This is a genomic window from Streptomyces botrytidirepellens (assembly GCF_003721215.1).
Lineage (GTDB): Bacteria > Actinomycetota > Actinomycetes > Streptomycetales > Streptomycetaceae > Streptomyces > Streptomyces himastatinicus.
Map to the genome: position 1 here is coordinate 1 of NZ_RIBZ01000805.1, position 13,804 is coordinate 13,804.

The 13,804-nt window shown below is 70.4% G+C and carries 11 protein-coding genes and 1 pseudogene; 10 read left to right on the forward strand and 2 right to left on the reverse strand.

Features of this window, described 5'->3' with window-relative positions:
- The 5 genes and pseudogenes from EEJ42_RS41295 to EEJ42_RS41315 form a co-directional block, all read left to right on the forward strand.
- Window positions 1-423: pseudogene (locus tag EEJ42_RS41295) on the forward strand (hypothetical protein); the annotation flags it as partial.
- Window positions 424-457: 34 nt separating this feature from the next.
- Entirely contained in the window at window positions 458-652 is a 195-nt protein-coding gene (locus tag EEJ42_RS41300) for a hypothetical protein (protein ID WP_009716895.1), read from the forward strand.
- A gap of 114 nt (window positions 653-766) precedes the next feature.
- Window positions 767-1,162, forward strand: a complete 396-nt coding sequence (locus EEJ42_RS41305) for a BlaI/MecI/CopY family transcriptional regulator (protein ID WP_009716896.1) — start codon at window positions 767-769, stop codon at window positions 1,160-1,162.
- A 22-nt stretch (window positions 1,163-1,184) separates the two neighbouring features.
- A complete protein-coding gene (locus EEJ42_RS41310) occupies window positions 1,185-1,706 on the forward strand; it encodes an amino-acid N-acetyltransferase (RefSeq protein ID WP_123107277.1) in 522 nt (173 codons plus the stop codon).
- 219 nt (window positions 1,707-1,925) lie between these two features.
- The gene (locus EEJ42_RS41315) at window positions 1,926-2,261 is read left to right on the forward strand and encodes a histone-like nucleoid-structuring protein Lsr2 (RefSeq protein WP_123107278.1); all 336 of its coding nucleotides are present in this window, start codon (window positions 1,926-1,928) and stop codon (window positions 2,259-2,261) included.
- Between the two features lie 5 nt (window positions 2,262-2,266).
- On the opposite strand, the gene EEJ42_RS41320 is transcribed toward EEJ42_RS41315, so the two are convergent.
- Complete coding sequence (locus tag EEJ42_RS41320; RefSeq protein WP_123107279.1) at window positions 2,267-2,908, reverse strand: SCO3374 family protein; 642 nt, start codon at window positions 2,906-2,908, stop codon at window positions 2,267-2,269.
- 462 nt (window positions 2,909-3,370) lie between these two features.
- On the opposite strand from EEJ42_RS41320, the gene EEJ42_RS41330 reads away from it, so the two are divergent.
- Both EEJ42_RS41330 and EEJ42_RS41335 read left to right on the forward strand, forming a co-directional pair.
- Entirely contained in the window at window positions 3,371-5,893 is a 2,523-nt protein-coding gene (locus EEJ42_RS41330; protein WP_123107280.1) for an ATP-dependent Clp protease ATP-binding subunit, read from the forward strand.
- Between the two features lie 553 nt (window positions 5,894-6,446).
- Window positions 6,447-7,622 carry a macrolide family glycosyltransferase gene (locus EEJ42_RS41335; RefSeq protein ID WP_123107281.1) on the forward strand — a complete coding sequence of 392 codons (1,176 nt, stop codon included), beginning with the start codon at window positions 6,447-6,449 and terminating at the stop codon, window positions 7,620-7,622.
- Window positions 7,623-7,714: 92 nt separating this feature from the next.
- Here EEJ42_RS41335 and EEJ42_RS41340 read toward each other — a convergent pair whose 3' ends face one another.
- Entirely contained in the window at window positions 7,715-9,538 is a 1,824-nt protein-coding gene (locus tag EEJ42_RS41340; protein WP_123107282.1) for a bifunctional metallophosphatase/5'-nucleotidase, read from the reverse strand.
- A 176-nt stretch (window positions 9,539-9,714) separates the two neighbouring features.
- Here EEJ42_RS41340 and mshD point away from each other — a divergent pair, with 176 nt between their 5' ends.
- The 3 genes from mshD to EEJ42_RS41355 form a co-directional block, all read left to right on the forward strand.
- On the forward strand, window positions 9,715-10,647 hold the full coding sequence (gene mshD / locus EEJ42_RS41345; protein WP_123107283.1) for a mycothiol synthase: 933 nt from the start codon (window positions 9,715-9,717) through the stop codon (window positions 10,645-10,647).
- 270 nt (window positions 10,648-10,917) lie between these two features.
- Window positions 10,918-13,173 (forward strand): RNA degradosome polyphosphate kinase, encoded by a 2,256-nt coding sequence (locus EEJ42_RS41350; protein ID WP_123107284.1) that lies wholly within the window; start codon window positions 10,918-10,920, stop codon window positions 13,171-13,173.
- 97 nt (window positions 13,174-13,270) lie between these two features.
- On the forward strand, window positions 13,271-13,804 hold a 534-nt coding region (locus EEJ42_RS41355; RefSeq protein WP_123107285.1), incomplete at its 3' end, for a CHAD domain-containing protein.

Consider the following 13,804-nt stretch of genomic DNA (forward strand, 5'->3'; position numbering starts at 1 on the left):
GTTGAGGCCCGGCTGCGCGCCCTGCCGGGCGGCGTCGGAACCGGAACCGGAAGGGGGGCGGCCGCGCCGGAAGGGGGCACGGCCGGGCCGGTGCTGAAGGACGAGGAGCCGAAGCGGGAGCCGCGCAAGAAGCCCACCCCCGCCCCCGACCGCGGCGACCGCGAGGAGCCGAAGCGGCGTGAGCCGGGGCGTGGCACCCCGCGCCCGCACCGGCCGGTGCCGACGCCCGCCGAGGTCTTCCCGCCCAAGCGCCGCCGCCCCTCCCCGCCGCCGGAGGACGAGTCCCGGCTCGGCCCCGGCGTGAGGCCCGGCGTGAGGCCCGACGTGAGGCCCGACGTGAGGCCCGACGTGAGGTCCGGTGTCGGCCCCGGCATGAGGCCAGGCGTCGGGCCCGGCGCGGGGGCCGACGCGGGCGCCGCGTAATCTGGGGGCATCGAGCAAAAGGAGGCCGATTGCCATGGATTACGTCTCCGCGCTGGTGCCGCCCCTGGTGATGGCCGTGGCCTTCACCTTTCTGATCGTGACGATGATCAAGAGCCAGGGTGGCGCCAACAAGGCGAAGGAGGACCACCTCGTGGACGCGGCGCTCGCCCGCGCCGAGGCGGACCGCACGGCGTCGGCCGGCAACGCGCCGGGCCGCGACGCGTCCTGACGCCCCCCCCCGCACCAACCACCACGCCCCGGGATGCCTCCGCATCCCGGGGCGTGCGGCCTTTCGCCGCGTACATCCCCCGACATTCGGCACATCTCCCACTATTATTCACATGTGCCTCGGCCATTGGGAGAGCTGGAAGACGCGGTCATGACGCGGGTGTGGAAGTGGAACCGCCCGGTCACGGTCCGAGAAGTCCTGGAAGACCTTCAGCGAGAACGCTCGATCGCCTACACGACGGTCATGACCGTAATGGACAACCTCCATCACAAGGGCTGGCTCCGCAGGGAGGTGCAAGGCCGCGCCTATCGATATGCCGCGGTCTCCACCCGGGCCGCCTACTCGGCCGCACTGATGAACGAAGCGTGGTCGACCAGTGACAACCCGGCGGCCGCCCTCGTCGCGTTCTTCGGGATGATGTCCGAAGAGCAGCGAGATGCACTGCGGGATGCCATGCGCGTCGCACAACTCGGTGAGCCGGGAGAGAGCCCCGGTGAGTCGGGGCGATGAGCCGGGGCGATAGCGTCCGGCCATGTCCTCTGCACTATCAAAAGTAGTCACCGTCCGCCGCGCCCGGACCAGCGATGTACGAGCCGTGCGCCGGCTCATCGACTCCTACGTGAGCGATCGCATCCTGCTCGACAAAGCCACGGTGACCCTTTACGAGGACATCCAGGAGTTCTGGGTCGCGGAGCGGGACGAGGACGCCGAGCTCATTGGCTGCGGCGCACTCCACGTCATGTGGGAAGACCTCGCGGAGGTTCGTACTCTCGCGGTGGATCCCGCTCACAAGGGGAGTGGTGTAGGCCACCTGGTGCTCGACAAGCTGTTGCAGACGGCGCGCTGGCTCGGCGTCCGGCGCATTTTCTGCCTCACCTTCGAAGTCGACTTCTTCACCAAGCACGGCTTCGTGGAGATCGGCGAGACGCCGGTCGACGGGGATGTCTACAGCGAGCTGCTGCGTTCCTATGACGAGGGCGTCGCCGAGTTCCTCGGTCTCGAACGGGTGAAGCCGAACACCCTTGGCAACAGCCGGATGCTTCTGCAACTGTGATCGCGGTCCCTATGTCCGAATCGCGCCCCTATCACATAGCTCCGGAACAGTGGGTTCCATCAGCCTTCCCGCATGGTCGATCGGTCGAACCTTCCCGGAGGGTTTGTGTTTTTCCGGGAAAAGCGGTTTCCTATTCTCCCGTAGTGTAATTACCTGGGGGGTGTGACATCAGCGGCTAACGCCGCGCCCCGACCCCCCGTTTTCCCTGAAAGGAACCCCATGGCACAGAAGGTTCAGGTCCTTCTTGTCGACGACCTCGACGGCGGCGAGGCGGACGAGACCGTGACGTTCGCGCTGGACGGCAAGAGCTACGAGATCGACCTCAACACCGCCAACGCGGACAAGCTCCGGGATGCCCTGGAGCCGTTCACCAAGGGCGGCCGTCGCACCGGCGGCCGGGCTTCCGGTGGCCGTGGAAAGGCGCGTGCGGCGTCGGGCGGCAGCCAGGACACCGCGAAGATTCGCGCCTGGGCCAAGGAGAACGGCTACGAGGTCAATGACCGCGGCCGTGTTCCGGCGACCGTTCGTGAGGCGTACGAGAAGGCCAACGGCTGAGCACGTCACCCTTCCCCGGCTCGCCGCTGCCTGGGCAGTGGCCGGGCGCGCAGCAACCGGGCTCGGTGGCACTCCGTGGCCGCCGCACCCACGAGCCGCACGAGGTCGGGGGCGCCCCCATCGCCCCCGAAGCCTGTCACCGGCAGCGTCGGCTCCACCCCGCCCCCCGGCTCGGGAGGTCGCAGCCATACGGCGGCCTCCTGCGGGCACCGTTCAGCGGGCGTCCCGGACCCGGGTTCCCCGGGCGGAGGCCATGCGGCGGAGGGGCACGGAGCGGTGATCCGGCCGCCGGCGCCGAGTGCGGTCAGATCCAGCGGAACCCCGCCCCACTCCAGCCAGTCGAGCAGCCCCGGCAGCTCGTCGGCGCCGCCCGCGGCCACCAGGAGCCGCATCCAGGGGCCCTCCACCGCGACCGGACCGGTCCGCGGTACGCGCCGCAGCAGCGCGAAACCGGCGACGACCGGCAGCTCCAGTACGTCGAATGCCACCCCCGTGAGCAGCTCGACAGGACCGCTGCCGGTCGTCGGCCAGTTCAGCCCCCGTTCGTACCACCGCGCGCACCCCGGTGCGCCCTGTGCGGGTGAGCACGGTCCGGGGGCCGGGCGGTCCTGTGAGCGGCCGGACGGCGCCGTGGCGGTGGGGATCATGCCCAGAGAAACTGTCTCCCTCCCCGAAGGTTACGTCCCGTGGGCGGTCAACCGCATGGCGTGATCGGATGGGGGCGTGCAGGGGCGGTGAACTGGCGCAAGGTTGTTCGCCCGTAGCGGAGGGAACCGGCCCGCCCGGCATGGAGTGTCGGTGCTTGCGGGTAAGACATCCCTAGTGGGAGGGGCGGTCCGCGTGTCGGGAGAAAGGGGCGTTCGCCATCGGCGTACTGACGGTGGGCGTATATGCCTGGCCTGCGGGAACATCGTCTCGCACCATCGGGTTGGAGCAGTTGTCGGCTGTTCGGGCAGGAGGCCATCTGCTGTGCGCCCTGTGAGAGTGGGGCCGATCCGGACGGTTGTCGGCAGTTGGAATGAGCTGTCCCGGGTTGCGGGACTAGCATGCGGAAGGACAGGGAGGGGATCGTCCCCGATCTTTCTGACCGCTCTGAGGAGCGATTAACGATGTTCGAGAGGTTCACCGACCGCGCGCGGCGGGTTGTCGTCCTGGCTCAGGAAGAAGCCCGGATGCTCAACCACAACTACATCGGCACCGAACACATTCTCCTGGGCCTGATCCACGAGGGTGAGGGTGTCGCCGCTAAGGCCCTGGAGAGCCTCGGGATTTCGCTCGAGGCGGTCCGCCAGCAGGTGGAGGAGATCATCGGTCAGGGCCAGCAGGCCCCGTCCGGGCACATCCCCTTCACCCCCCGTGCCAAGAAGGTCCTGGAGCTGTCGCTCCGCGAGGCCCTTCAGCTCGGCCACAACTACATCGGCACGGAGCACATCCTGCTCGGCCTGATCCGCGAGGGCGAGGGCGTCGCCGCCCAGGTCCTCGTGAAACTGGGCGCCGATCTGAACCGGGTGCGGCAGCAGGTCATCCAGCTGCTCTCCGGCTACCAGGGCAAGGAGGCCGCCACCGCCGGCGGCCCGGCGGAGGGCACTCCCTCCACCTCGCTCGTCCTGGACCAGTTCGGCCGCAACCTCACGCAGGCCGCCCGCGAATCCAAGCTCGACCCGGTCATCGGGCGCGAGAAGGAGATCGAGCGGGTCATGCAGGTGCTTTCGCGCCGCACCAAGAACAACCCGGTCCTCATCGGCGAGCCCGGCGTCGGTAAGACGGCGGTCGTCGAGGGACTGGCCCAGGCCATCGTCAAGGGCGAGGTGCCCGAGACCCTCAAGGACAAGCACCTCTACACCCTGGACCTGGGTGCCCTGGTCGCCGGCTCCCGCTACCGCGGTGACTTCGAGGAGCGCCTGAAGAAGGTCCTCAAGGAGATCCGCACCCGCGGCGACATCATCCTGTTCATCGACGAGCTCCACACCCTGGTGGGTGCGGGTGCCGCCGAGGGCGCGATCGATGCCGCGAGCATCCTCAAGCCGATGCTGGCGCGGGGCGAGCTTCAGACCATCGGTGCGACGACGCTCGACGAGTACCGGAAGTACCTGGAGAAGGACGCGGCCCTGGAGCGCCGCTTCCAGCCCATCCAGGTCGCCGAGCCGTCGCTGCCGCACACCATCGAGATCCTGAAGGGCCTGCGGGACCGCTACGAGGCGCACCACCGCGTCTCGATCACGGACTCGGCCCTGGTCGCGGCCGCCACCCTGGCCGACCGCTACATCTCGGACCGCTTCCTGCCGGACAAGGCGATCGACCTGATCGACGAGGCCGGTTCCCGGATGCGGATCCGCCGGATGACCGCGCCGCCGGACCTGCGCGAGTTCGACGAGAAGATCGCCGACGTGCGCCGGGAGAAGGAGTCCGCGATCGACTCGCAGGACTTCGAGATGGCCGCGGGCCTGCGCGACAAGGAGAAGCAGCTCCTGGCCGCGAAGGCGAAGCGGGAGAAGGAGTGGAAGGCCGGCGACATGGACGTCGTCGCCGAGGTCGACGAGGAGCTGATCGCCGAGGTCCTGGCCACGGCCACCGGCATCCCGGTCTTCAAGCTGACCGAGGAGGAGTCCTCCCGGCTGCTGCGCATGGAGGACGAGCTGCACAAGCGCGTCATCGGCCAGAAGGACGCCATCAAGGCGCTCTCGCAGGCCATCCGGCGTACGCGTGCGGGCCTCAAGGACCCCAAGCGCCCCGGCGGCTCCTTCATCTTCGCGGGCCCGTCCGGTGTCGGTAAGACCGAGCTGAGCAAGACTCTCGCCGAGTTCCTCTTCGGCGACGAGGACGCGATGATCTCGCTCGACATGTCGGAGTTCAGCGAGAAGCACACCGTCTCGCGGCTCTTCGGCTCCCCGCCCGGATACGTGGGCTACGAGGAGGGCGGCCAGCTCACCGAGAAGGTGCGCCGCAAGCCGTTCTCCGTGGTCCTCTTCGACGAGGTCGAGAAGGCCCACCCGGACATCTTCAACTCGCTGCTCCAGATCCTGGAGGACGGTCGGCTGACCGACTCCCAGGGCCGGGTCGTGGACTTCAAGAACACGGTGATCATCATGACCACCAACCTCGGCACCCGGGACATCTCCAAGGGCTTCAACCTGGGCTTCGCCGCCCAGGGCGATGTGAAGACCGGCTACGAGCGGATGAAGGCCAAGGTCAACGAGGAGCTGAAGCAGCACTTCCGCCCCGAGTTCCTGAACCGTGTCGACGACACCGTCGTCTTCCACCAGCTCACCGAGGAAGACATCATCCAGATCGTCGACCTCATGATCACCAAGGTGGACGAGCGGCTCAAGGACCGCGACATGGGCATCGAGCTCAGCGGTGACGCCAAGAAGCTGCTCGCCAAGCGGGGCTACGACCCCGTGCTGGGTGCCCGGCCGCTGCGCCGGACCATTCAGCGGGAAATCGAGGACGTGCTGTCGGAGAAGATTCTCTTCGGCGAGCTGCGCCCGGGCCACATCGTGGTCGTGGACACCGAGGGCGAGGGTGAGGAGAAGAAGTTCACCTTCCGCGGCGAGGAGAAGTCGGCGCTGCCGGACACCCCGCCGATCGAGTCCGCCGCCGGCGGAGGCCCGAACCTGAGCAAGGACGCATAAGCGTCACCTTGTGAGCGGCTGAGGGGCCGCTGGACCGTTTCGCACGGTCCGGCGGCCCCTTTGTCGTCCTGGCGCGCCCGCGGTCCTCTGTGGGCCTTCTCGGGCCGCTGCGGGCCCATGGCGATATCCGCGGCGCGGCGGTCGGGCCGCCGACCGGTGGGCCGTGGCGGAAATGCCGCGCATTCCGTCTTGAAAGATCCGGTGCACGAAATGCGGAGGGCGGTCGGCGCCGGGGCGGGGAAAGGGCCGCGGCATTTCCCGGGGCGGTTTGAGGGCGACGGCCCGCCGGGAGAGGGGGGGGAGAACGGGCGGCCCGTCGCAGGGCTGACCCTATGACCCGCCGCTGAGGGGTCGCTTATGGCGGGCTGAGTTCGGCGGACGGGGGTGCGAAAAGGGGAGGCGGCGGCGCGAACGGCCGGGGTACCGTGCCCGCATGGACTCGTTTCTTCAGATCTACGGCTGACACGCCGCCCTCTCCAGCGCACCGGTGAGATCGCCGCTGCGCCGGCTCGTCGTGTCCCATTCGCCGTAGACCTGAATCGAGTGATCTCTCATGTCCCGTCGCCGTGCCCATATCGCGATGGTCGGCATTCCCGCCATCAGCCATACGCTCCCCAGCCTCGAGATCATCCGGGAGCTGGTGACGCGCGGCCACTGCGTGACGTACGCCAATGACGCGTATCTGGCGGACGTCATCAAGCCGACCGGTGCCGCATGGGTGCCGTACGGCTCGACGCTGCCCGTCGCCGACAACGACTGGCCCGAGGACCCCATCGCCGCGATGACCGTCTTCCTGGACGACGCGATCCAGGCGCTGCCGCAGCTGCGCGCCGCGTACGACAACGACCCGGCCGACCTCTACCTGTACGACATCGGCGGGTACGCCGGGCGGGCGCTCGCCGAGGCGCAGGGGCGTCCGGCGGTGCAGCTCTCCCCGTCCTTCGTCGGCTGGGAGGGCTACGAACAGGAGGTCGCGGCGCACCTCATGGCGTTGCCCGGGGCCGACGCGTACCAGGCGAAGTTCGCCGCGTGGCTGGCCGGCTGCGGGGCGACGACCACCGACGTGAACGCCTTCAGCGGGCCGCCCGGGCGGGCGATCGCGCTCATCCCCCGGGCCATGCAGCCGAACGCGGACCGGGTGAACGAGGAGGTGGTGACGTTCGTCGGGCCGTGCCTCGGCGACCGATCCGACCAGGGCCGGTGGGAACGCCCCGCCGGTGCCGAGAAGGTGCTGCTGGTCTCCCTGGGATCGGCCTACACCCGGCAGCCCGGCTTCTACCGGGAGTGCTTGGCCGCCTTCGGCGATCTGCCCGGGTGGCATGTCGTGCTCCAGATCGGCCGTTACGTCGACCTGGAGGAGCTGGGGCACGTCCCGGCCAACGTCGAGGTCCACCGGTGGGTGCCGCAGCTGGCGATCCTGAAGCAGGCCGACGCGTTCGTCACCCACGCGGGGATGGGCAGCAGCGGCGAGGGCCTGTACTGCGGGCTGCCCATGATCGTCGTACCGCAGGGGGCCGAGCAGCCGGTGAACGCCGACCGGCTCGTCGAACTGGGCGTGGCCCGCCGCGTCGACACGGCGGACGCGACCGCCGAGGTGCTGCGCGCCGCGCTGCTCGACCTCACCACGGACGGGAAGGTGGCCCGGCGGGCGGCCGAGCTGCGCGACCAGGTGCGGGCCGAGGGCGGCACGGCGCGGGCCGCGGACCTGATCGAGGAGATGCTGGCCTGAGACACTGCGGCCCGGCCCTCGGGCCGGGCCGCAGGTGCGGTCACGTCACGCGGTCACGTCACGCGGTCACGTCACGCGGTCACGTCACGCGGTTATTTCACGATGGTGATGCGGTCCGCCTTCGGCGGGTTCAGGGGCGTGGACGCCGACGAGTGCGCGCCCAGGTAGGCGTTGAGCGCCTCCAGGTCGGAGGCGCCGACGAGCTTGTTCTTGCCGTCCTTGAAGGCGGGGAAGCCGTCGCCGCCGCCCGCGAGGAATTCGTTCATCGCGACGCGGTAGGTCTTGGCGGGGTCGATGGGCTCACCGTTCAGCTTCACCGTGTCGGTGACGATCCGGTCCTTGCCGGACTTGGTCAGATCGAGGGTGTAGGTCAGGCCCTTCGAGACCTGGAGGATCTTGGGGGATGCCTCGTTGGAGCCGCTGACCTGCTGCTGGAGCGCGGTGATGAGCTGGGCCCCGGTCAGGTCGATGACGTTCATCATGTTGGTGAAGGGCTGCACGGTGAACGCCTCGCCGTACGTCACGACCCCGTCGCCCTCGCTGCCGGACGCCTTGTAGGCGAGGTCGGAGCGGATGCCGCCGGGGTTCATGAGGGCGACCTGCGCGCCGCCCTTGTCGTCCGGGGCGAGCGCTTCGAGCTGGGCGTCGGTGATGACGTCGCCCAGCGGGGATTCGTAGGTCGCGGCGCCGCGGCCGTTGATGTCGGCGGAGACATAGCCGACGGGCTTGCCCGCGATGGGGGCGGCGAGCTTGTTCCAGCGGCCGATGAGCGAGGTCATGTCGGCGGCCTTGGGCCGGTCGCGGTCGACGACGTGGTTCGCCGCGTGAGCGCCCTTCACCGTGGTGCGCACGATGTCGTTCGTGCGGCGGTCGTAGGTGAGGGTGGTGTCGGTGTAGAGGCGGCCGAAGGAGGCGGCGGAGGTGACGGTGCGCGGGGTGCCGGAGGGGTCCGCGATCGTGCACGCGTAGGCCTGGTGGGTGTGGCCGGTGACCAGGGCGTCGACCCTCGGGGTGACGTGTCTGGCGATGTCCACTACGGGTCCGGAGATGCCCTTGCCCGCGCCGCCGTTGTCGCAGTCGGCGTTGTACGCGGCGGAGGCGGGCTGTCCGCCCTCGTGGATGAGGGCGACGATCGACTTCACGCCCTTGCGCTGGAGCTCCTTGGCGTACTTGTTGATCGTCTCGACCTCGTCGTGGAACTTCAGGCCCTTGACGCCCTCGGCGGTGACGACGTCCGGGGTGCCCTCCAGGGTGACGCCGATGAAGCCGACCTTCACGCCCTTGTGGCGCCAGACGGTGTACGGCTTGAGGAGGGGCTTGCCGGTCTTGTCGTCGGTGACGTTGGCGGCCAGGTACGGGAAGTCGGCGCCCTCGAAGGTCTTGCCCTTCTCGTAGCAGCCCTCCTTGGGGTGGCAGCCGCCCTTCTGCATGCGGGTCAGCTCGGCGCGTCCCTCGTCGAACTCGTGGTTGCCGACGGAGGTGACGTCGAGGTCGAGCTTGTTGAGGGCCTCGATGGTCGGCTCGTCGTGGAAGAGGCCGGACATCAGCGGGCTCGCGCCGATCATGTCGCCGCCGGCGGCGGTGACGGAGTACTCGTGGCCCTTGCGGGCCTGGCGGAGCGCGGTGGCGAGGTATTCGGCGCCACCGGCCGGGATGGCCTTCGTGGTGCCGTCCGGCTGGGTTTCGGTGACGGTGCCGGAGGAGCCCTGCGGGGGCTCCAGGTTTCCGTGCAGGTCGTTGAAGGACAGCAGCTGTACGTCGACGGTGCGGCCGGGCCGGTGCCGCTGGGCGTCGGCCCCCTTGGCGTCGGCCCCCGCCGGGTTCGCGGCGGACAGCACCCCGGCGGCGGTGGCCAGCACCGCGACTCCGGTGGCCAACCGGCGTGCCGCTCCGCGCCGTTGAGGTCTCGCTGACATGTCGTCCCCTTGTGTGCCCCGTGGTGAGTGGTGGGCGGCAGCTTACGGTCAACGCGCGTAGCGGGGCAGGGGGATGGAGGTTACGAGCTGGTTGCCGGTGGTCAACCGGGTGACCCGCGCCGGGGGCGGGAGTCCGGCGGCTTGCCGGGGAAGGGGGCGGTCGTAGGCTCGGTCCCATGGATGACGTGGTGAACGAGACGCCCGGCGCGCGCCGGATCGAGGTGCTGGAGGAACTGGCGCCCGCAGTGGTCGAGGACGTGCTGCGGCTGATCGCCGAGTCCGCGCGCGCCGACGGGCAGCAGGCGGTGTCCGAGCAGGGGCGGTTGCAGCTGCGCGGGCGCCGGGAGGGGGTGCGCCATCTGGTGCTGCGCGAGCCCAGCGGGGAGTTGGTGGGCTACGCGCAGCTGGAGGACACCGACCCGGTGGAGGCCCCGGCCGCCGAGCTGGTGGTGCGTCCGGCGCAGCGCGGCCGCGGGCACGGCCGCGCGCTGGGCGTGACGCTGCTGAAGGAGTCCGGGAAGCGGCTGCGGGTGTGGGCGCACGGCGGGCACGCCTCGGCGCGGCACCTGGCGCAGGTGCTGGGGCTGACCCTGTTCCGTGAGCTGCGGCAGATGCGGCGGCCGCTGGGCCCGCCGGACGAGCTGGGCATCCCGGAGCCCACGCTTCCGGAGGGCGTGACCGTACGGACCTTCCGGCCCGGTGAGGACGACGAGGCGTGGCTCGCCGCGAACGCCGCCGCCTTCGCCCACCACCCGGAGCAGGGCTCGCTCACCCAGCGCGACCTGGACGACCGCAAGGGCGAGGTGTGGTTCGACCCCGCCGGGTTCTTCCTGGCCGAGCGCGCGGGCGAGATCGTCGGCTTCCACTGGACGAAGGTGCACGCCGAGGAGCGGCTGGGCGAGGTGTACGTGGTGGGGGTGCGGCCGGACGCGCAGGGCGGCGGTCTCGGCCGGGCGCTGACCGCGATCGGGCTGCGGCACCTGGCGGCGCAGGGGCTGCCGACCGCGATGCTGTACGTCGACGCGGACAATTTCGCCGCCGTGTCCGTCTACGACCGGCTCGGGTTCGTCACGCACGAGACGGATCTGATGTATCGAACCGAGACCTGAGGGCAAGGAGTACGGGGGAGGGGCGGGCCGACCGGGAGAGACGGGGTTTTCCGGGCGGAACCGGAGACTCCGGGAGGGGCGGTCGTGACTCCTGCGGGACGGGTCCCGATTTCCCAAACGCCATGTCTCCGTTACCGACGGTTCAATCTCGGTTGCAAGCATCACTGAATGCAGCCCGCTGTGCCCCATCCCTCGAACCGGAGGCTCCGTGCCGCTACCGCGCCGCCTTCCGCCACGCCGCGTGTCGCCGCGGCGCGGAACAATGAGGTCATGAACGAGTCCAGCGGTCAGGCACCGGTCCACGTCCCGCAGCCCCAGCCCCAGCCGTCGGTCGGGTCCATCGCGGCGCACCGTCCGCACGCGGTCGTCTCCCCGCCCGTGCGGGCGCTGGATCCCGATCTCGACGCCGATCCGGACACCTACGAGGAAGAGGACGGCGGCACCGACCCGGACGGCACCGAGCTGCCCCACAACCGGTTCCTGGACCGGGAGCGCAGCTGGCTGGCGTTCAACGAGCGGGTGCTGGAGCTGGCCGAGGACCCGGCGACCCCGCTGCTGGAGCGGGCCAACTTCCTCGCGATCTTCGCCAGCAACCTGGACGAGTTCTTCATGGTGCGGGTCGCCGGTCTGAAGCGGCGCATCGCGACCGGCGTGGCCACCCGCTCCGCCTCCGGGCTCCAGCCCCGGGAGGTGCTGGAGCAGATCTGGACCCGGTCCCGCGAGATCATGGCCCGGCACGCCGCCTGCTACCAGCAGGACGTGGCCCCGGCGCTCGCCGAGGAGGGCATCCACCTGATCCGCTGGGCGGACCTCACGGAGAAGGAGCAGTCCCGCCTCTTCACCCTGTTCCGCCAGCAGATCTTCCCGGTGCTGACCCCGCTCGCGGTGGACCCGGCGCATCCGTTCCCCTACATCTCGGGGCTGTCGCTGAACCTCGCCGTGGTGGTCCGCAACCCGGTCAGCGGCCACGACCACTTCGCCCGGGTGAAGGTTCCGCCGCTGCTCTCCCGGTTCCTGGAGGCGTCCCCGCACCGGTATGTGCCGCTGGAGGACGTGATCGCGGCGCATCTGGAGGAGCTGTTCCCCGGCATGGAGGTGCTCGCGCACCACATGTTCCGGGTGACCCGCAACGAGGACCTGGAGGTCGAGGAGGACGACGCGGAGAACCTGCTCCAGGCCCTGGAGAAGGAGCTGCTGCGGCGCCGCTTCGGGCCCCCGGTGCGGCTGGAGGTCGAGGAGTCGATCGACCCGTACGTCCTCGATCTGCTCGTCCGCGAGCTGAAGGTCTCCGACGCCGAGGTGTACCCGCTGCCCGGCCCGCTCGACCTCACCGCGCTGTTCGACATAGCCGCCTCGGACCGGCCCGAGCTGAAGTACCCGAAGTTCGTCGCGGGCACCCACCGCGACCTGGCCGAGGTGGAGTCCGCCTCCGCGCCCGACATCTTCGCCGCGCTGCGCGAGCGCGATGTGCTGCTGCACCACCCGTACGACTCGTTCTCGACCTCCGTCCAGGCGTTCCTGGAGCAGGCCGCCGCGGACCCGGACGTCCTGGCGATCAAGCAGACGCTCTACCGGACGTCGGGCAAGTCGCCGATCGTCGACGCGCTCATCGACGCCGCCGAGTCCGGCAAGCAGGTGCTGGTGCTGGTCGAGATCAAGGCCCGGTTCGACGAGCAGGCCAACATCAAGTGGGCGCGCAAGCTGGAGGAGGCCGGCTGCCACGTGGTCTACGGCCTGGTCGGGCTGAAGACCCACTGCAAGCTGTCCCTGGTGGTCCGCCAGGAGGGCGACACACTCCGCCGCTACGCGCACGTCGGCACCGGCAACTACCACCCCAAGACGGCCCGGCTCTACGAGGACCTGGGGCTGCTCACCGCCGACCCCAAGGTCGGCGCGGACCTCTCCGACCTGTTCAACCGGCTCAGCGGCTACTCGCGGCGGGAGAACTACCGGCGGCTGCTCGTCGCCCCCAAGTCGCTGCGCGACGGGCTCGTCACCCGCATCAACAAGGAGGTCACCCACCACCGGGCCGGGCGGCCCGCCTCCGTGCGGATCAAGGTCAACTCGATGGTGGACGAGGTCGTCATCGACGCCCTCTACCGGGCGTCGCAGGCCGGGGTGCCGGTCGACGTCTGGGTACGCGGCATCTGCGCCCTGCGGCCGGGCGTCGAGGGGCTGTCGGAGAACATCCGCGTCCGCTCGGTCCTGGGCCGGTTCCTGGAACACTCGCGCGTCTTCGCGTTCGGGAACGGCGGCGAGCCGGAGGTGTGGCTCGGCAGCGCCGACATGATGCACCGCAATCTGGACCGCCGCATCGAGGCGCTGGTACGGGTCACCGACGCCGGTCACCGCGCCTCGCTCAACCGGCTGCTGGAGACCGGCATGTCCGACTCCACCTCCTCCTGGCACCTGGGCCCGGACGGCGGCTGGACCCGGCATGCGACGGACGCGGACGGACAGCCGCTGCGGAACGTACAGGAGATGCTCATAGACGCCCGGAGGCGACGGCGTGGTTCAACGACATGACCTGCCGCTGGTCGGGGTTACCGGGACCGGGGCCGGTGGGGCGCCCGGCACCCCGCCCCGCACCGCCGCCGCAGCCGTGGGTCCCGGGGGGTACGACATGACGAAGCGTGCGGCGGAGTCGCCGGTGGCGACGGCGTCCGAACACCAGCCCGCTTGTCCTGCCACCGCGGGCGAGGTGCTGTCGGAGTATCTGCACACCCAGGCGGGGGACTTCCTGCGCAGCCTGCGGCTGCACGGCGAGAGCGGCGCCGACGTCGAGGAGGCGGCCGAGGCCGCCCGCCTGCTGCGCCGGGCCGCGCGCCGGATCAGCGGCGCGCTCTCCGTCTACCGCCCGATCACCGACACCGTCTGGTCCGACCAGCTGCGCGCCGAGCTGGCGTGGCTGTCGGGCACGCTGGCGCTGGAGCACGCGTACGCCGGACGGCTCGCCCGGCTGCGCGACGCCCTGCAACGGCTCTCGGGCGCGGGGGGACCGCCGGACCGGACGCCGCCGGGGGACGCGGCGGCCGGGGAACCGGCGGCCACCGGCGTGGATCCGGAGGCTGTGGGGGCCTCCGGGTCCACCACCCTCGCGGCCCGCACCGCGCGCGGCGGGGTCACGGCGGGGATCGACGGCCCCGCGGGCGCCGCC